Here is a 17,239-nt window from a genome sequence, read left to right on the forward strand (position 1 = left end):
CCCCCCCCCCCCCCCCCCCGACACGGAAACAGGAACAGGATCAACGCCATGACCGATACGCAGACCGAACCGTTCGACGCCGCCGGCACCGTCTGGGCGGTGTTCGGGCACCGCTTCGCCCTCGACGGGGCCGGGGGGCGGATCCTGGCGGATCTCGGCCCGAAGGGCGCCGCCGGGATCGTCCTGGCGGCCGGCGACCGGGTCTCGCTGCGGGGCACGCGCAAGCCCTCCGAGATCAAGGTCACCCGCCTTACGCTTGCGGACGGCTCGACCCGCACGATCGACTGGCCCGAAAAGGACGCCTCCAAGAAGGACGCCCGCAAGACGGGCGCCGCCAAGACGGAGGGTCACGGCCATCCGGTGGCCGATCCCGCCCTGGCGGTCCGGGCCGCGGAGGCCGCGGGCTACGCGGTCGCCGGCGCGCCGGAGCGGAAGCCCAGGCATTTCGAGCTGCAGGGCGCAAAGGACGGCGTGCGCCACACGGTCCACGTCGCGCTCGACGGGACGATCCGGAAGGCCGTGGCGCTGGCCGCGTAAAGGTCGGCGGACGCGCGGGCGCGGGTCCGGGCGCCCGCCAGAAGCCCGTCAGGCACTTGTGCCCGGCGCCTTGATCAGGCGGCAGCCGGTGATGCGCCACGTCCCATCGGCGTCCCGGGCGAGGCTGTACTCGGCGGTCCAGTCGACGCCGTACTCGTCCTGGATCGCCACCGACTGCACCACGCCCGCCTCCCCGGTGTCCCGGCCCTCGCCGAACACGAAGCTGCGGTGGCGGTAGACCGGGCGGTACTGGTTGCGCACCATGCCGATGAACAGGTCGGCGTTCGGGAACATCTCCCGGATCGCCGGGGCCGCCTGGGCGTAGGCGGTCGGCGCGTCGTCGCGCCCGAGCGCCTCGACCTGCCGGGTGATCACCGCCCGCGCCTCCGTCCGGGCGCCGTCATCGGCCGCCGCCGGCCCCGCGACGCCGGGGAGCACCAGGAGGGGGAGCAGCAGGAGGGCGAGCCACGCGCGCATCGACGGTCACTCCGATCGGGCGCCTCCCACGAGACCCCTGAGCCGACAGAACATCTAGACGGGCCCCGGCGGTCGGCAAGCACCGCGCGCGCAGGATGTGCAGATATCGCGCGCTGGTTGTGCAAGCCGCTGGAAAGAGAGGCATTTTCCGCCTCATCCCGGCGCACGGGTTTGCTTCTGTGCCCAGGTTTTGCGAGCGTCCGCTCGACCGACTCAAGCCCTGCGGGGCTCGGCCGAGCGAAGGAGAGGGCGATGGTGCAGAGCCAGGTGGACGCCGAGACCGTTCCCGTGCCTCTTCCCGACACCGTGCCGGCCGGGGACGTCGCCCCGATGAGCGTCGGGGTGTTCATCCCGATCGGCAACAACGGCTGGCTGCTGTCGGAGAACGCCCCGCAATACCGGCCGAGCTTCGCGCTCAACAAGCAGGTCACCCTCAAGGCGGAGGCGCACGGCCTGGATTTCGCCCTGTCGATGATCAAGCTGCGCGGCTTCGGCGGCAAGACCGAGTTCTGGGACCACAACCTCGAGTCGTTCACCCTGATGGCGGGGCTGGCCGCGATCACCACCCGGATCAAGCTGTTCGCCACGGCGGCGACCCTGTGCATGCCGCCGGCGATCACCGCCCGCATGGCCGCGACGATCGATTCGATCTCGGACGGCCGCTTCGGCCTGAACCTCGTCACCGGCTGGCAGAAGCCGGAATACGACCAGATGGGCCTGTGGCCCGGCGAGGCGTATTTCGCGAAACGATACGACTACTTGGCAGAGTATGCTCAGGTTCTGCGCGAGCTGTGGGAGACGGGTGCCAGCGACCTCAAGGGCACGTATTTCCAGATGAACGATTGCCGCCTGAGCCCCCGCCCGCAGGCGCCGATGAAGATCATCTGCGCCGGCCAGAGCGGGGCCGGCCTGGATTTCACGGCCCGCTACGCCGACTACAATTTCTGCTTGGGGAAAGGCCTCAACACGCCCACCGCGTTCGCCCCCGTGGTGGAGCGGCTGGCCGAGGCCAGCGCCAGGACCGGGCGGCGCGTGACCGCCTACGCGCTGTTCATGATCATCGCCGACGAGACCGACGCCGCCGCGATGGCGACCTGGGCGCATTACAAGGCCGGCGCCGATACCGAGGCGATCGCCTGGCTCGGCCTCCAGGGCGCGGCCGACACCAAATCCGGCAGCGACACGAACGTCCGCCAGCTCGCCGACCCGACCTCCGCGGTGAACCTCAACATGGGCACCCTGGTGGGCAGCTACGCCCAGGTGGCCGCGATGCTGGACACGATCATGACGATCGACGGCGTCGAGGGCGTGCTGCTGGTGTTCGACGACTTCCTGACCGGCCTCGACGCGTTCGGGACCCGGATCCAGCCGCTGATGCGGTCCCGCCGGCACGTGGTGCCGGCACCGCTCCGAGACGTGGCGTGACGAGAGAAGTGGCGTGATGGATTTGCAAGCCGGATTCCACGATCCCCAGGGCCGCCACGGCGGCGTGATCCTGCCGGCCCGGCCCGAGCCGATCGCCTTCGACCCGGCCGCGACCGCGCTGATCGTCGTGGACGTGCAGAACGCCTACGCGAGCCCGGGCGGCTATCTCGACCTCGCGGGCTTCGACGTGTCGGGCACCGGCCCGGTCATCGCCCGGATCGCCCGGGCGGTGGCCGCCGCCCGGGCGGCGGGCATCCGGATCCTGTGGTTCCAGAACGGCTGGGACCCGGACTATGTCGAGGCCGGCGGCCCGGGCTCGCCGAACTGGCACAAGTCCAACGCCCTCAAGACCATGCGGCGGCGGCCCGAGATGAACGCGCAGCTCCTGGCCAAGGGCTCGTGGGACTACGCCCTGGTCGATGCCCTGAAGCCGGAGCCCGGCGACATCGTGCTGGGCAAGCCGCGCTACAGCGGCTTCTACAACACGCCGCTCGACAGCATGCTGCGGGCCCGGGGGGTGAACACGCTGGTCTTCACCGGCATCGCCACCAATGTCTGCGTCGAGTCGACCCTGCGGGACGGCTACCACCGGGAGTATTTTGGAATTGTGCTCGCCGACGCCACCCACCAGGCAGGCCCGCGGAGCCTGCACGAGGGGGCGCTCGCCAACATCGAGACCTTCTTCGGATGGGTCTCGGACGTGGCTTCGTTCGAGACGGCGCTGAGCGCGCAGACACGCGCCGCCGCCGAATAGACCGCCCGCAATCCCCGAACCCGCACCGCGAAAGTCCCGAAACAATGCCGAAGCAGGTCGTCATCCCGCCGGGGTCGGGCAAGCCGCTCGCCCCCTACGTGCCCGGCACCCTGGCCGACGGGGTGCTGTACGTCTCGGGCACGCTGCCGCTCGATGCCGACGCCAACGTCGTCCATGTCGGCGACGCGGGCGCCCAGGCCCGGCACGTGCTGGAAACGATCAAGGGCGTGGTCGAGGCCGCGGGCGGCACGATGGACGACGTGACCTTCAACCACGTCTTCCTCAAGGACTGGGCCGATTACGCGGCGATCAACGCGGTCTACGCGGCGTATTTCCCGGGCGAGAAGCCGGCGCGCTACTGCATCCAGTGCGGCCTGGTGAAACCCGACGCCCTCGTGGAGATCGCCTCGGTGGCCCATATCGGCCGCTGATCAACGACCCCGAAGAAGCTGCGGCGCGAGGCCGGGCAGGGCGGCGGCCAAAAGTCCGGCCGCGCGCAGCACCTCCGCGGCCTCTTGCGGCGAGCGGCGGGCAAGAGCCAGGAGAAGCCGCAGCGGCACCTGCGCGCCAAAACTCGCCAGCGTGAGGGCGAGGGCCGCGACACGGCCGTGATGCTTGTGCGCATACAGGATCTGGCTGCGCAGGACGTAGAACAGCCGGCGGGCCCGCACCTGCCGGGTCGTGCCCTGGCCGACATGGTGGGCGACCGCACCGGCCACGTGCCGCACCGCGAAGCCGGCGGCGCGGGCGCGGGTGCAGAGGTCGGCATCCTCCCAGTAGACGAAGAAGCGGGGGTCGAAGCCGCCGAGCGCCGCGAACAGGTCCCGGCGGATCATCAGGAACGCACCCATCACCTGCCCGACGGCGCGGTCGTCGGCATGGTCCCATTCGACCAGAAAATGCGGCCGCACGAGTCCCAGCCGGTCGAGTGCGAGGGCGCGGCCGAGCAGGCCGAGACCCGTGGGCGCCCGGGCGCAGGAGCGCGCAGTCCGGCCGTCCGGATCGACCAGCCGGGCGCCGACGATCCCGGTGCGCGGGTCGGCCGACAGGGCGTCCAGGGCCACCCGGAGCGCGTCGGGGGCGACCTGCGTGTCCGGGTTGAGGAACAGGATCGCGGGGGCCTCCCCGGCGGCGGCGCCCTGGTCGCAGGCCCGGCCGAAGCCGCGATTCTCGGCGTTGCGGATCAGCCGGAGCGGGCGGGGCAGGGCGGGCAGGTCGTCCGCCGAGCCGTCCCGGGAGGCGTTGTCCACCACGATGACCTGCACGGCGGCGGCCTCCTGGACGGCCGCAAGGCTCGCCAGGCAGGCGCCGAGCAGGGCGCCGCCGTTCCAGTTGACGATCACCACGTCGAGGATCGGGCGCTGTGTCATACGCGATCCCGCGGGGGCCCGAGACGCCCGAGGGCGCCGTCGCGGGCGGCTCCGAGCAGCCGCAGCAGCACGGCGGGCCGCCAGCCCGAATCCGCCCAATACAGCCCGGCCTGGAGCGGCAGGTAGGCGGCCTGCGCGAGCTTCCAGCGCAGGGGCACGTGCGGCAGGCGCCAGGCATAGACCGCGTTGCGCAGGTAGGTCGCCATCCGGAACAGGGGCTGGCGCGGCATCGCGATCCCGAGGCCGCGGATCACCCCGCCGCCGACCCGGTGGGGGATCGCGACGTCCCGGGCGAGGTAGCAGCCCCAGCCCAGGCTCCAGGCGCGAAAGCACCATTCCAGCTCGACGCCGTCGATGAAGAAGTCGGCGCGGAACGGCCCGACCCGGGCGAGGGCGTCGAGGTCGATGAGCGAGCCGGAGGTCGCCAGGAACTGCACCGGAGCGAGGGCGCCGCAGGCTGGAGGGAGGGTGCCGCAGGCCGGCGCGCCGGGGCGGGCCGGGTAGGACGGCGCCTTGTGGCCGGCGGCCGGCGCGGGGGCCGGCCCCACGACGGCGACCGGAATCGCGGCCTCCCGGAGCCGGTCGCGGGCGGCGAGCAGCGCCGCGGCCAGCCCGGCGGGCGGCTCGGCATCCTGGTCGAGCAGCAGCAGGGCCTCGGCGCCGCCCGCCCGGGCCGATGCGGCGATCCGGTTGAGCGCCTCGGCGATACCGACATTGCGCCCCGCCGACAGCACGGCGACGCCGGCCCGGGCCAGGCGCTCCGCGTCCGCATCCGCCAGGCCGCCATCGTCGAAGGCGATCACCCGGGTGGATCCCAACGCGGCGTGCGCCAGCACCCGGTCCACCTGGTCCCGGCTCGGCCGGAACAGGGTGATGCCGAGCGCGAGGCGGTCCAGTCCTGGATCAGGCACGGGCCGGGCTCCGGCCGCGCACGCCCGCTCCACTGCGAAGGTCTGCCCGGCGTCGAGGGCCCCGCGGGTCGGCATTGATCGAGCGGGGGGGCCGGACTGGAAAGCCGGCGAGGCGGCGCATGGCGTCGATCCGGTCTCGAGAGAGCGCGCGCCGCCGACGTGGAGACCGGTACGGCATCAGCGAGCGCGTTGGATCAAGGGCCGCTTCGATATCGCGGACCCCGGTCCCCGACAAGCGGCCAGGCCGGATCACGCGGCCGCGCAGGCCGAGGACGGGCCGGCCCATGGTTTACGGACTCGGCCGGTTCCGTTAGTTCGACGGGCGAAGAATGCGCGGCCCGCCTCCGCGCCTCGCACGCCCCCGACGCTGCCGACCATGATCCGATCCGAGACCAGCGCCTCGACCGCGTCGACCCCGAAGGCGGCCGACGGATGCCGCGCCTCGTGACGGCGCGCGGCGACCATACCCCCGCAGAGCCCTGAGATGCGCCTCGGTTTGCCCCCGACCCTCGGGCGGTTCAAGCGCCGCCTCGGCCGGCCGGTCGCGCGCGGCGTCACGGAGTCCGCGCGCGTCCTGCGCCTCGGCTGGCGCCAGATCAGCGACCCGCTGGGCCGGCCCGGCGCGCTGCAGGCCCGCTGGGCCGACGCCGAGGCCGGAGCCGGCGACACCCTCGAGACGCGCCTGGTCGCGGCGCTGGAGCCGCATGTCGATACGGGCTTCTACGCGAGCTGGTACGGCATCACGGTCGATCCCGTGCGCGACTACTTCACGGTCGGCTGGCGCGCGGGCCGGGATCCGCGGCCCGACTTCTCGACCGACGACTACCTCGCCGCGCGGCCGTATCTGGCCGCCGCCGGCATCAACCCGTTCCTGCACTGGGTGACGGCGCAGCGCGCTAAAGGCGGCGCCCTGCCCAGGCCCGACACCGGGCAGGCCGAGCGCCTGGCCCGCCGCCTTGTGGACAGCGCGTTCTACCTCGCCAACAACCCCGACCTGCAGGCCGCCGGCGTCGATCCGGCCGGCCACTACATGGCGTCCGGCTGGCGCGAGGGCCGCGAGCCGTCGCCGCATTTCGACACCCTGGCCTACTGCCTAACCCGAAACATCTCCTACGCGACCCAGAACCCGCTGGTGCACTACGTCCTGCACGGCGGCCCGGCCCGGCTCGAGCCCAAGGATCTTTTCGCGCTTCAGGCCGAGGCGCTCGCGCCCTACTTCGACGCCGCCTATTTTCGCCAAGGGCTGGACGAGCCGGAGGAGGGCTCCGACGCGGAGCTGATGCGGGCCTACGTGGCCGGCGGCTGGCGTGCGCTGCGCAGCCCGCGCCAGGATTTCGACCCAGCCGGCTTCGTGCAGGCGCGCGCCGGCAGCCGGGCAGTGATCGGCGACCCGTTCTTCCGGTACGTGGCCGAGACCCGGCTCGCGGGGAAAAAGCCGTTCGCGGGCCCGGACAGGTTGAACGTCCCGGCCGTGGACGAGGCCTGGTACCGGGCGACCTACGCGGATGTGGGGGAGGCCGGCCCCTACCTCCACTTCGCCACAAGCGGCTGGCGGGAGCTGCGCGATCCCGGCCCGGGCCGGTCGACGCTCGACGCGCTGCTGCGCGTCTGCGGCCTGCGCCCGGCGCGTCCGCCCGTGGAGGACACGCTCTGGCTCGGCGCGGTCAGCCGGAAGCCCCTGGACCGGCCGGCGTCCCTGGACCGGAGGGCGTCCCTGGACCTGCAGGCCGGGCTGGCGGCGCTCCATTTCGACCATGCCTTCTACCGGCAGCGCTACGGCCTGGCGGAGGACGCCGACGCGATCCGCGATTATTGCGACGCCGGCTGGCGGGACGGCCGCAACCCGCGCGCCGACTTCAACGGCCAGGCCTATCTCGACGCGCATCCCTGGGTGCGGGAGACCGGGATCGCGCCCCTCGTCCACCACCTCGCCACGGCGCTGCTGCACGGCGTCGACATCGCGGCCGGGACATTCGATCCGCATTACGGCCCGGCGCCCTCCGAGGCGGACGCCCTGGCGGAACAGGCCCGGCTGATCGAGCCCTTCTTCGACGCCGCGTTCTACGCGAAGCGCAATCCCGATGTCGCCGGCGCGGCGGGCGGCCCACTCGCCCATTTCGTCGCCTACGGCCAGCACGAGGGCCGCGACCCCAGCAAGGCCTTCTCGATCGCCTTCTACGCGGAGACCTACGGCCACCTGTTCGCGCCGGGCGAACCGCCGTTCCTGCACTACGTCCGCACCGGCCGGGCCGCCGGGCTGATGGGCTGCCCGGAGGATCTCGGCAGCTGGCCGGCCATGGAGGCGCCCGAGCCGCGGGACTGGGACGGCCTGCCCCGCGCGCTCACCTTCGCCCAGGCCCGGGTCGTCGTGATCATGCCGGTCTACAAGGGCCGCGGCGAGACCCTGCGCGCCATCCACGCCTGCCTCTCGGCTCCGCAAAAAACCCCGTTCACCCTGCTCGCGGTCAACGACCGGTCCCCCGATCCGCAGCTGACCGCGGAGCTCGCCGAGCTGGCCGGCCGCGGCCTGTTCCACCTCGTCGAAAACCCAGACAACCTCGGCTTCGTGCGCTCGGTCAACCGCGGGCTGTCCCTGCGCCAGGGCCGCGCCGTGGTCCTGCTCAACTCCGATGCCGAGGTGTTCGGCGACTGGCTCGACCGGCTGGTCGCCCACGCCGAGGCCGCCGAGACGGAGGGCCGCCCGCCGGTCGGCAGCGTCACGCCGCTGTCCAGCAACGCCACGATCTGCAGCTACCCGAAGTTCAACGCCAACAACGCCATGGCGCTGGAGATCTCCCGGCCCGAGCTCGACCAGGCCGCCAAGGCGCTCAACCGCGGCCGCTCGGTCGAGGTGCCCACCGGGGTCGGCTTCTGCCTATACATGACCGCCGCCGCGCTCGATGCCGTCGGCACCCTCGATGCGGTCGCCTTCGGCAAGGGCTACGGCGAGGAGAACGACTGGTGCATGCGCGCCCGCAAGGCGGGGTTCTCCAACCTGCTGGCCGAGGACGTGTACGTCTACCATGCCGGGCAGATCTCGTTCGGGCTCGATCCGGGCGGCGAGTACGACCAGGGCCAGGCGGCCTTGCTCGCCAAGCACCCGGACTACCCGGCTTTGGTCGGCCAGTTCGTCCAGGCCGATCCGGGCCGGCGCGGCCGGGCGCGGCTCGACCTGTACCGGCTGGCCCGGCACTTCCGCGGCCGGGCGGTGCTGTTCGTGACCCACAGCTGGGGTGGCGGCATCCAGCGGCACATCGACGACATGATCGCCCGGCTGAAAGCCGAGGGCGTGGCCGTGGTGCTGCTCTCGGTCGACCGGGCCCGCAACATCCAGGTCAACGTCTCGTACCGCAGCCGGGAGTTCGTGTACCTGCCGAACCTGGACAGCCTGTACCTGCCCCGCGACGCCGAGGCGGTCTCCGCCTTCGTGGAGCAGCTGGCGCCGCTCTTGATCCACGTGCACTCGCTGGCGGGCCTGCGCTGGAATGCAGCGCGCCCCCTGATGGATCTGGTCGCCGGCTCGGGGCGGCCCTACGCCTGGACGCTGCACGACTTCTCGCCGGTCTGCCACCGCAACCACCTGGTGATGCCGGACGGGCGCTATTGCGGCCTGGCGCCGGTGCCCGTGTGCCGGGACTGCCTGGCCTCGGACGCGGACGGCTACGAGGAGCCCGATCCTGCGGAGCGCCGGGCCGTGTTCGGGCGGTTCCTGGCCGGGGCGGCGCGGGTGTTCGCGCCATCGGCCGACACGGCGGGGCGGATCGGGGCGGTGTATCCGGAGCTGGCGATCACGGTGCGGCCGCATGTCGAGCACGACCGGAGCGTGCGCTCCACCGCCCTGCGCCGGCCGGGCCGCGTGCGCCGGGTCGCGGTGCTCGGCGCGATCAGCGCCACCAAGGGCGGCCTGTTCCTCCAGGCGCTGGCGACCGACGCGCAGGACCGCAAGCTGCCGCTGCGCTTCGCGATCGTGGGCTACACCGATCCCGCGCTCACGGGCGGCCTGGAGCGGGCCGGGGTGACCCAGACCGGCCGCTATGCCGGCGACGCCGAGGCGCTGGATCTCGTCGGGCGGGTTGCGGCCGACCTGATCCTGCTGCCGGCGATCTGGCCGGAGACCTACTCGTACGCCCTGACGCTCGGGCTGCGGACCGGCCTGCCGGTGGCGGCCTTCGACCTCGGCGCCCAGGGCGACCGGCTGCGCGCCTACCCGAACGGCCATGGCCTGCCCTACGCCTTGGCTAACGATCCGGGCGCCTTCAACGACCGGCTGCTGGCGATCGACGTCTCCCCCGGCGGAGAGCTTTCGGTGCCGATCCAGGCGGCCGAATACGACGACCTGATGCGCGACTACTACGTCCTGGACCTGAATCCGGCCGGGGCGCAAAACCCACTCGACGAGGACGCCGCATGATCTCCGTCAACGAGGACATGAAGCAGGAGATGCTGCGGCGCGGCATCTCGGTGCTGCATCCGGCTCCGTTCGGCCTGCCGGAGGATTGTACCTTCGAGCCGCCGTGCAGCATCAAGTGGATGGGGATCGATTACTGCCTCACCATGGGGGCGTTCTCGTACGCGGTGAGCGGCTACTATTTCGGCGCCGACATCGCCCGCTACTGCTCGATCGGCGAGAGCGTCCAGGTCGGGCGCGGCAGCCACCCGGTGCATTGCGGCTCGACCTCGCCGCTGTTCTACACGCACCATTCGGCGGTGTTCGACCACCACGATCCGCGCGCCGAGGATTACGAGATCTGCGGGCCCTACCTGTGGCCCAAGCGCGTGCGCATCGGCAACGACGTCTATATCGGCCACGGCGCCTTCCTGATGCCCGACATCACCATCGGCGACGGGGCGATCATCGGCGCCATGGCGGTGGTGACCAAGGACGTGCCGCCCTACGCGATCGTGGCCGGCAGCCCGGCCCGGGTGGTGAAGATGCGCTTCCCCGACGCGCTGATCGAGCGCTACCTGGCGGTGCGCTGGTGGCGCTACGCCTTCTGGGACCTGCGCCAGTGCTCGATCACCGACCCCGAGAAATTCCTCGACGCCGTGGAAGAACGGATCGCCGGCGGGATGCAGGAATACCGCCCGGACCTGATCCCGATCCAGTCGCTGATCCCGGGCGCCTGAGGCTCACGCTTCCGCGTCGGCGAACCGCTGTGCGAACGCCGCCACCAGCGCGTCGGCGGCCGGCTCGCTCAGGTCGCTGAAGCAGAGCCCGTCGCCGACGAACACGGTCCACACCCCGTCATAGGTCGCTTCCTTGCGAATCCGCATGGCCGCCCTCCGGCATCGATGCGGGTCAACGGTTGGGCGCGGGGAGCGTTGCTTCGATGGTGGAGGGCCGACGCTGGCCGGCCCTCGCTCCGCCACAAGCGCCCGACGAGGACGCGGCGCTTGTCGCCGTCCTGCGCGACAGCAGCCTCACCCCGCCAGCACCCGCGCCGCCGCCGCGCCGAGCGCGCGCACGCCAAAGGCCAGGTCCGCGTCGCTGGTATCCTCCGCCCAATGATGGCTGATGCCGCCGATCGACGGGACGAACAGCATCGCGGCCGGGAGGATCCGGGCGATGTTCTGGGCGTCGTGGCCGGCGCCCGAGGGCATCACCTGCCAGTGGCCGGGACAGACCTGCTCGGCAGCCTCGGAGAGGGCCCGCATCAGGCCCGGGTCGCAGGGGGCGGGAACGGCCTTGGACAGGACCGTGAGCGTGGCGGGGCAGCGCTCGCGCCGGTTGGATTCGCGCACCAGTGCCTCGAGGCAGGCTTCCATCCGCTCCAGCACCGGCATCGATACGTCGCGGAACTGGAACGCCACCTCGGCCCGGCCCGGGATGATGCTGTAGCCGCCGGGATCCAGGGTGATCCGCCCCGTGGTCCAGGTGCTGCGCGGGCCGCAGAGTTTCGGGAATTCCCGGTCGATCGCCGCGAGCAGGCGTATCGCCGAGAGCCCCGCATCCCGGCGCTCGGCCATGGTGGTGCCGCCGGCATGGTCCTGGTTGCCGTCGAACACGATCCGGAATTGCCAGATCGCCACGATACCGCTGACCACGCCGAGATGCAGGCCGGCGGATTCGAGCTGCGTCCCCTGCTCGATATGCAGTTCCAGGAAGCCCCGGTAGCGGGCCGGGTCGATCCGCAGCCGCGGCAATCCGGCGAGCCCGGCGGCTTCGAGGGCCGCGCGGAGCGGCGTGCCGTCGGTGCGGTTGTAGGCGGCGTCGATCTCGGCCTCGGCGAGGTCGCCGATCGCCGAGCGGCTGCCCAGGAAGCCGCCGGAGAAGTGCCCCTCCTCGTCCGCGAAGGCGACAACGTCGACGGGCAGCCCGGCCCGGGCCAGGGCCAACCCGGCGACCACGCCCAGCGCCCCGTCGAGCCAACCGGCCTCGTTCTGGGTCTCGATGTGGCTGCCGACCAGGAGGTGGGGTCCGGGCCCGCGATGGCGCCCGAGCACGTTGCCGATCCCGTCGATCGACGCCTCCAGCCCGCAGGCCTCCAGACGGGCCATCAGCCAGCGGCGCGAGTCCATGTCCTGGGGCGAGAAGGTCGGCCGGTGGACGCCGGTGCGGAACCGGCCGATCGCGCGCAGGGCGTAGAGGTCGGCCAGGAAGGTTTCGGTATCGATCTCGGTCATGCGGTCCCCGGGGCTGAACGCACGGGCGGTGCAAGCGCCATGCGCGCCTGTGGGTTTCCAAAGGGCGAGCCCTTTGGCGGGGTGTCGGGGCGGAGCCCGACAGCAGGGCTCTGCCCTGCACCCGCGAAAGGTCACAGACCTTTCGAAACCATGACGTGCCGCGCTACTCGGCCGCCGCCAGCCGCCAATCCGCCACGGGGGCGCCGGCCATCCAGGCGGCGAGGTCGGCCCGGGCGCGGTCGGTGAGCGCCCGCTTCTTCAGCACGGCTTTCTCCGGGCCGCGCAGGCGGCGGCCGGTCTCGTTGCGGGGGGCCTGGGCGAGCGGCGGGAACAGGCCGAAATTGACGTTCATCGGCTGGAACGAGCGCGGCGCGTTGACCTCGCCGTCGGCCCCGACATGGCCGCCGGTGATGTGGGCGATGAGGGCGCCGAGCGCCGTGGTCTGGGGCAGGGGGCTGAGCGGCCGGCCCGCCGCCTCGGCCACCGCGAAGCGCCCCGCCATCAGCCCGACCGAGGCACTCTCGACATAGCCCTCGCAGCCGGTGATCTGGCCGGCGAAGCGCAAGGCCGGCCGGGCCTTCAGCCGGAGGGTGGCGTCCAAGAGGCGCGGACTGTCGAGATAGGTGTTGCGGTGCAGGCCGCCGAGCCGGGCGAACTCGGCCCGCTCCAGGCCGGGAATCGTGCGGAAGATCCGGACCTGCTCGGCATAGGTCAGCTTCGTCTGGAAGCCGACCATGTTGTAGAGGGTGCCCAGCGCGTTGTCCTGGCGCAGCTGCACGATCGCGCAGGCCTTGACCTGCGGGTCGCGCGGGTTGGTGAGCCCCACGGGCTTCATCGGGCCGTGCCGCAGGGTCTCGGGGCCGCGCTCGGCCATCACCTCGATCGGCAGGCAGCCGTCGAAATACGGCGTCCCCTCCCACTGCTGGAACCCGATCTTGTCCCCCGCCACCAGGGCGGCCACGAAGGCGTCGTACTGCGCCCGGTCCATCGGGCAGTTGAGATAGTCGGCCCCGGTGCCGCCGGGACCGGGCTTGTCGTAGCGGGACTGGAACCACGCCACGTCCATGTCGATCGAGTCGCGGTGCACGATCGGCGCGATGGCGTCGAAGAAGGCGAGCGACTCGGCGCCGGTGAGCGCCCGGATGCCCTCGGCCAGCGCCGGGGCGGTCAGCGGGCCGGTGGCGACGATGCAGGGCCCCCACTCCTCCGGCGGCAGGCCCTCGACCTCGCCGCGCGCGATCGTGACGTTGGGATGCTCCTCGAGGGCCCGGGTCACCGTGGCGGAGAAGCCTTCGCGATCCACCGCCAGGGCGCCCCCTGCCGGCACCTGGTTCGCGTCGGCCGCCCGCATGATCAGCGAGCTCAAGGAGCGCATCTCCTGATGGAGCAGCCCGACGGCGTTGCTCTCCGGGTCGTCCGACCGGAACGAGTTCGAGCAGACGAGCTCGGCCAGGCCGTCGGTCTGGTGGGCCTCGGTGCCGCGGACCGGCCGCATCTCGTGGATCACGGCGCGATGGCCGGCCTCGGCCACCTGCCAGGCCGCCTCGGATCCCGCCAGGCCGCCGCCGACGATGTGTAGGGTCTGTGTCATATCCCAGAATAGCGAAGGACCGTCGCCCGGATCAACGGGCGGCGGTCCTTTGAATCGAATCGCGATGGTTCAGGAGATCAGACGCGGGCGATGCCGTGGATCTCGCTACGGTTGATGCCGAGATCGGCAAGGTCGCGATCCGAGAGGCGGGACAGCTGGGAGACGGTGTCGCGGTACCGGAGATAGGCGCGGACGCGACCCAGGACGCTACGAGCGGCGGACATGGAGTGTATTGACCTCTGTTCGGGCAGTGAGTGGCGCGCCGTTGCGCATCGCTGCCTCTTGTTGGTGCAACGCACATATAAACCTCCCGCGGCGCAGCAGGAGTCGAAAGGCCAAGGATCTGGTCTGCGTGGGCCGCATACGCGGATTAAGAAACCGGCAACCTTCCCGGCTGGTCATTCTTTGTGCGCATGCGGAGACCCGGTCTGAACGCGCGAAGGGCGCCCCGCCGGCCGGCGGGGCGCCCTTCGCAGCGCAAAACGGAGGCGGCGCTCAGTAGAACGGGCGCGGGCCGTAGAAGCCGTTGGGCCGGTAGAACGGGCGGCCATAGGGGCGGTAGAAGGGACGCGGGCGGACGTAGCCGCCATAATAGACCGGCCGGCGCCCGTAATAGGGGCGGGGACCCCAGTTCGGGCGGCAGAGGCCCCAGGGATTCGGGTGGAAGCCCGGGCCGCAGCCGCCCGCCGCCTGGGCGGAGCCCGCGAGCCCGAGGCCGCCGGCGATCGCGGCGGCCACAACGAGTGCCTTCGCGCGCGATGCGCTCAGAATCGCCATGACAGATCTCCTCGAAACGTCCGGCGGATCGGTGCCGGTCGGGGGAGACTCGGCCGCGCCGCCTGAACGGATGCTGAGCCTGTGGTTGTATCCGGTGCAGGCTCCGCGCCCGGGAAACGCGGCCCCGGCGGAGACGGTTTCCCGCACCGCGCCTTCAGTGCAGCGAGGGCGTGCGCAGGAACCGCTCCCGGTCGGCCGAGACCAGGGCGAGCTTCACGCTGCGCCCGTCGCGGCGCACGGTGAGCGGGACGCGGACGCCGGCCTCGCCCAGCGCCCAGATGCTGCGGAACAGGGCGGCGAGGTCCGGGATCGGCTCGCCGGCCACCGCCTCGATCACGTCGCCGCCGCGCAGGCCTCCGGTCTCGGCCGGGCCGCCGTCGGCGAGGCCCATGACCACGATGCCCTCCTCGCTCTCGGTGGCGTAGAGGCCGAGCCAGGGCCGCGGCGGCCGGTTGGCGCGCCCGCGCGTGGCCAGGTCGTCGAGGATCGGCGGCAGCAGGTCGATCGGCACCACCATGTTGATCGGGCGGGCATTGCTGCTGCCGCCCTGCTGCAATTGCAGGGAGCCGATGCCGAGCAGCTCGCCCTGCGCGCCGATCAGCGCGGTGCCGCCCCAATGGGGGTGGGCCGGGGCGGTGAACAGGGCCTCGTCGAGGACATACTCCCAGTACCCGGCGAATTCCTGCCGGGCGACGACCTCGACGGCGACGCAGCGCTGGCGCCCGCCCGCCCCCGCCACCACGGCCCGGTCGCCGGTCTTCAGGCCGGCCGACTGGCCGAGCGGCAGGGCCGGGACGCCGAGATCGCCCAGGGCCTGGACCAGGCCGAAGCCGGTGGCGGCATCGAAGCCGAGCACGTGGCCCTGCACGGAGCGGCCCTCCCGGGTGGTGAGCCAGACGCTCTCCGCCTCCGTGACGAGGTAGCCGACCGTGAGCACCAGCCCGTCTTCCCGGATCACCACGCCGTTGCCGGCGCGCTCGGTGCCGAGGGTCTCGGCCGTGAAGGCGCTCTCGGGCACCCGCGCCGAGAGGGCGAGCACCGACGAGAGCGCCCGATCGAGATCGTAGCCGTAATCCGCAGGCCTGGGCTGGGCCTGCGCGGGGATCTTCCACTCGCCCTGCGTCGCCATGAGATTCCTTCGACTCGTTCGCTCTGCTCCGGCACCGCCGGATGCGCGAAATCAGACTAAGATAGGCTGTCGCCACGGCCTGCGACACCCGTGGCGCGGCGCCGCGCGCGGATCGGCAGCCGACGACACGTCCGCGATCCGGTGCGGGCCGGCGATGTGACAGGACACGCGGGGGCGCTTAGAGCTATCTTACGGGAGCGCGACCGGCAGGGGAACGGCGCGCGGACGCAGGAACGGATCTTGGCCGGACCGATCTTTGCCGCGGGGGCGACTCAGGACCGGGTGCCGCCGGGCCTTCATGGCGCCGACGATGCGCGGCTGCGCCGGCTGCTGTTCGAGATCGGGCGCGGCGAGGCGGCCGCCCTGGCCGAACTCTACGACCTGACCAGCCCGAAACTCTTCGGCGTGATCCTGCGTATCCAACGCGATCGGTCGCTCGCCGAGGACGTCCTGCAAGACGCGTATCTGCGGATCTGGCAGGCGGCCGGGAGCTACGACCCCGAGGCCGGACGCCCGCTCGCATGGCTGTGCACGATCGCCCGGAACCGGGCGATCGACGGCCTGCGCCGGAAGGGGGCCGCCGAGGTTCAGGGACCGGTGCGGGATGACGGAGAGGATTGGGTGGCGCGGTTGATGGACCCGCACGACGACGCCGCGGCGTTCCTGGACCGGGACGCGCTCGGGGCCTGCCTCGGCCGGCTGGAGCCGGCGCACCGGGATTGCGTGGTGCTGGCCTATTGCGAGGGCCGCTCCCGCGACGAGCTGGCCGAGCGCTACGACCGGCCGGTCAACACGATCAAGACCTGGCTGCACCGGGCGCTCGCATCGCTGAAGACCTGCCTGGAGGCGGTCACGTGACCGGCGGGCCAGGCGACCTGACCGCGGATCCCGGCTCGGATCCGGACCTGCGCGCGGCCGAGTACGTGCTCGGCACCCTCGACCGCGAAGAGCGGGCCGCGATGGCGCTCGCGCTCGCCACCGATACCGCCGCTGTCGCCCGGGTGCAGGCCTGGGAGCGGCGATTCTCGCCCCTGCTCGGTGCCATCCCGCCGGTGATGCCGTCGCCGCGGGTGCGGGCGGCGCTGCTGCGCGCGCTCCCGGTTGGGCCCGGCGGATCGACCGCTCCGCAGGGGGGCAATCCCCTCGCCGGCGATCCCGTCACTCAAGATCCCCGTCTGCGCGATCCCCTCGCCCATCTGCGGCGGCAGGTCCGGCGCTGGCGCATCGCCACCGCGGGGGCCGGGCTGCTGGCGGCCGGGCTGGCGCTGTTCGTGGCGGTGGGCCTGCGGCCGGAGCCGGAGGGCGGCCGCTACCTCGCGGTGGTGCAGGGCGGCGGCGCGCTCCCGGCGCTGATCGTGCGCGTCGACACCCGCACCGGCACCGCCCAGGTCCGGCCGGTCGGGGCCGAGGCGCCCGCGGGCCGGAGCTTGGAGCTGTGGTATGTCGGCGCCGAGGGCCCGAAGCCGCTCGGCCTCGTCGGGGGCGGTGCGACCCGGGTGACCCTGCCGCAGGGCGCCGCGCCGGACGGGGTGCTGGCGGTCTCCGTGGAGCCTCCGGGCGGCTCGCCGAGCGGCCAGCCCACGGGACCGGTGGTCTATACCGGCAAGCTGATCGCCGAGTAGCAACAGTGAGGAACCCGCAGCG

The 17,239-nt window shown here is 72.4% G+C and carries 17 protein-coding genes; 8 read left to right on the forward strand and 9 right to left on the reverse strand.

What is annotated here, in order from left to right; translation table 11 throughout:
- Window positions 1-48: 48 nt before the first annotated feature.
- Entirely contained in the window at window positions 49-537 is a 489-nt protein-coding gene (locus AC0IY0_RS24230; RefSeq protein ID WP_147910881.1) for a hypothetical protein, read from the forward strand.
- Between the two features lie 48 nt (window positions 538-585).
- On the opposite strand, the gene AC0IY0_RS24235 is transcribed toward AC0IY0_RS24230, so the two are convergent.
- Window positions 586-1,014, reverse strand: a complete 429-nt coding sequence (locus AC0IY0_RS24235) for a DUF4864 domain-containing protein (protein WP_147910882.1) — start codon at window positions 1,012-1,014, stop codon at window positions 586-588.
- Window positions 1,015-1,344: 330 nt separating this feature from the next.
- Between AC0IY0_RS24235 and rutA the strand changes: the two genes are divergently transcribed.
- The 3 genes from rutA to rutC are packed head-to-tail and all read left to right on the forward strand — an operon-like array spanning window position 1,345 to window position 3,624.
- Window positions 1,345-2,439 (forward strand): pyrimidine utilization protein A, encoded by a 1,095-nt coding sequence (gene rutA, locus AC0IY0_RS24240; RefSeq protein ID WP_419828551.1) that lies wholly within the window; start codon window positions 1,345-1,347, stop codon window positions 2,437-2,439.
- A 16-nt stretch (window positions 2,440-2,455) separates the two neighbouring features.
- Complete coding sequence (rutB, locus tag AC0IY0_RS24245) at window positions 2,456-3,193, forward strand: pyrimidine utilization protein B (protein ID WP_147941817.1); 738 nt, start codon at window positions 2,456-2,458, stop codon at window positions 3,191-3,193.
- Between the two features lie 44 nt (window positions 3,194-3,237).
- Window positions 3,238-3,624 carry a pyrimidine utilization protein C gene (gene rutC, locus AC0IY0_RS24250; protein ID WP_147910883.1) on the forward strand — a complete coding sequence of 129 codons (387 nt, stop codon included), beginning with the start codon at window positions 3,238-3,240 and terminating at the stop codon, window positions 3,622-3,624.
- Here the strand turns inward: rutC and AC0IY0_RS24255 are convergent, their stop codons facing one another.
- Both AC0IY0_RS24255 and AC0IY0_RS24260 read right to left on the reverse strand, forming a co-directional pair.
- Window positions 3,625-4,563, reverse strand: coding sequence for a glycosyltransferase family 2 protein (locus AC0IY0_RS24255; RefSeq protein ID WP_147941815.1), 939 nt, complete (start codon window positions 4,561-4,563; stop codon window positions 3,625-3,627).
- Window positions 4,560-5,474, reverse strand: a complete 915-nt coding sequence (locus AC0IY0_RS24260) for a glycosyltransferase family protein (RefSeq protein ID WP_471765869.1) — start codon at window positions 5,472-5,474, stop codon at window positions 4,560-4,562. The genes AC0IY0_RS24255 and AC0IY0_RS24260 overlap by 4 nt, the downstream gene beginning before the upstream one ends.
- 484 nt (window positions 5,475-5,958) lie before the next feature.
- Between AC0IY0_RS24260 and AC0IY0_RS24265 the strand changes: the two genes are divergently transcribed.
- Complete coding sequence (locus AC0IY0_RS24265; RefSeq protein WP_471765871.1) at window positions 5,959-9,885, forward strand: glycosyltransferase; 3,927 nt, start codon at window positions 5,959-5,961, stop codon at window positions 9,883-9,885.
- Entirely contained in the window at window positions 9,882-10,601 is a 720-nt protein-coding gene (locus tag AC0IY0_RS24270; protein WP_147910474.1) for a CatB-related O-acetyltransferase, read from the forward strand. The genes AC0IY0_RS24265 and AC0IY0_RS24270 overlap by 4 nt, the downstream gene beginning before the upstream one ends.
- 3 nt (window positions 10,602-10,604) lie before the next feature.
- On the opposite strand, the gene AC0IY0_RS24275 is transcribed toward AC0IY0_RS24270, so the two are convergent.
- From AC0IY0_RS24275 to AC0IY0_RS24300, 6 genes are all read right to left on the reverse strand, one after another.
- On the reverse strand, window positions 10,605-10,748 hold the full coding sequence (locus AC0IY0_RS24275) for a hypothetical protein (protein ID WP_187193614.1): 144 nt from the start codon (window positions 10,746-10,748) through the stop codon (window positions 10,605-10,607).
- Between the two features lie 147 nt (window positions 10,749-10,895).
- Window positions 10,896-12,098 (reverse strand): hydantoinase/carbamoylase family amidase, encoded by a 1,203-nt coding sequence (locus AC0IY0_RS24280; RefSeq protein ID WP_471765873.1) that lies wholly within the window; start codon window positions 12,096-12,098, stop codon window positions 10,896-10,898.
- Window positions 12,099-12,261: 163 nt separating this feature from the next.
- Entirely contained in the window at window positions 12,262-13,689 is a 1,428-nt protein-coding gene (gene trmFO / locus AC0IY0_RS24285) for a methylenetetrahydrofolate--tRNA-(uracil(54)-C(5))-methyltransferase (FADH(2)-oxidizing) TrmFO (protein WP_471765875.1), read from the reverse strand.
- A gap of 77 nt (window positions 13,690-13,766) precedes the next feature.
- Window positions 13,767-13,913 carry a DUF1127 domain-containing protein gene (locus AC0IY0_RS24290; RefSeq protein WP_147857367.1) on the reverse strand — a complete coding sequence of 49 codons (147 nt, stop codon included), beginning with the start codon at window positions 13,911-13,913 and terminating at the stop codon, window positions 13,767-13,769.
- A 271-nt stretch (window positions 13,914-14,184) separates the two neighbouring features.
- Window positions 14,185-14,466 (reverse strand): GCG_CRPN prefix-to-repeats domain-containing protein, encoded by a 282-nt coding sequence (locus tag AC0IY0_RS24295; protein WP_147910471.1) that lies wholly within the window; start codon window positions 14,464-14,466, stop codon window positions 14,185-14,187.
- Between the two features lie 154 nt (window positions 14,467-14,620).
- The gene (locus AC0IY0_RS24300) at window positions 14,621-15,595 is read right to left on the reverse strand and encodes a S1C family serine protease (protein ID WP_147910470.1); all 975 of its coding nucleotides are present in this window, start codon (window positions 15,593-15,595) and stop codon (window positions 14,621-14,623) included.
- Window positions 15,596-15,847: 252 nt separating this feature from the next.
- On the opposite strand from AC0IY0_RS24300, the gene AC0IY0_RS24305 reads away from it, so the two are divergent.
- Window positions 15,848-16,453 (forward strand): sigma-70 family RNA polymerase sigma factor, encoded by a 606-nt coding sequence (locus AC0IY0_RS24305; RefSeq protein WP_419828550.1) that lies wholly within the window; start codon window positions 15,848-15,850, stop codon window positions 16,451-16,453.
- Window positions 16,450-17,217, forward strand: a complete 768-nt coding sequence (locus tag AC0IY0_RS24310; RefSeq protein WP_147940173.1) for an anti-sigma factor — start codon at window positions 16,450-16,452, stop codon at window positions 17,215-17,217. Before AC0IY0_RS24305 ends, AC0IY0_RS24310 begins: the two co-directional genes overlap by 4 nt.
- Window positions 17,218-17,239 lie beyond the last annotated feature (22 nt).

This window comes from Methylobacterium sp. AC315 (assembly GCF_979253755.1).

Bases quoted from the DNA above. Each gene is read 5' to 3' on its own strand.
- AC0IY0_RS24230 (WP_147910881.1), top strand. From the start codon at position 49: ATGACCGATACGCAGACCGAACCGTTCGACGCCGCCGGCACCGTCTGG.
- AC0IY0_RS24235 (WP_147910882.1), bottom strand. From the start codon at position 1,014: ATGCGCGCGTGGCTCGCCCTCCTGCTGCTCCCCCTCCTGGTGCTCCCC.
- rutA (WP_419828551.1), top strand. From the start codon at position 1,345: ATGAGCGTCGGGGTGTTCATCCCGATCGGCAACAACGGCTGGCTGCTG.
- rutB (WP_147941817.1), top strand. From the start codon at position 2,456: ATGGATTTGCAAGCCGGATTCCACGATCCCCAGGGCCGCCACGGCGGC.
- rutC (WP_147910883.1), top strand. From the start codon at position 3,238: ATGCCGAAGCAGGTCGTCATCCCGCCGGGGTCGGGCAAGCCGCTCGCC.
- AC0IY0_RS24255 (WP_147941815.1), bottom strand. From the start codon at position 4,563: ATGACACAGCGCCCGATCCTCGACGTGGTGATCGTCAACTGGAACGGC.
- AC0IY0_RS24265 (WP_471765871.1), top strand. From the start codon at position 5,959: ATGCGCCTCGGTTTGCCCCCGACCCTCGGGCGGTTCAAGCGCCGCCTC.
- AC0IY0_RS24270 (WP_147910474.1), top strand. From the start codon at position 9,882: ATGATCTCCGTCAACGAGGACATGAAGCAGGAGATGCTGCGGCGCGGC.
- AC0IY0_RS24275 (WP_187193614.1), bottom strand. From the start codon at position 10,748: ATGCGGATTCGCAAGGAAGCGACCTATGACGGGGTGTGGACCGTGTTC.
- AC0IY0_RS24280 (WP_471765873.1), bottom strand. From the start codon at position 12,098: ATGACCGAGATCGATACCGAAACCTTCCTGGCCGACCTCTACGCCCTG.
- trmFO (WP_471765875.1), bottom strand. From the start codon at position 13,689: ATGACACAGACCCTACACATCGTCGGCGGCGGCCTGGCGGGATCCGAG.
- AC0IY0_RS24290 (WP_147857367.1), bottom strand. From the start codon at position 13,913: ATGTCCGCCGCTCGTAGCGTCCTGGGTCGCGTCCGCGCCTATCTCCGG.
- AC0IY0_RS24295 (WP_147910471.1), bottom strand. From the start codon at position 14,466: ATGGCGATTCTGAGCGCATCGCGCGCGAAGGCACTCGTTGTGGCCGCC.
- AC0IY0_RS24300 (WP_147910470.1), bottom strand. From the start codon at position 15,595: ATGGCGACGCAGGGCGAGTGGAAGATCCCCGCGCAGGCCCAGCCCAGG.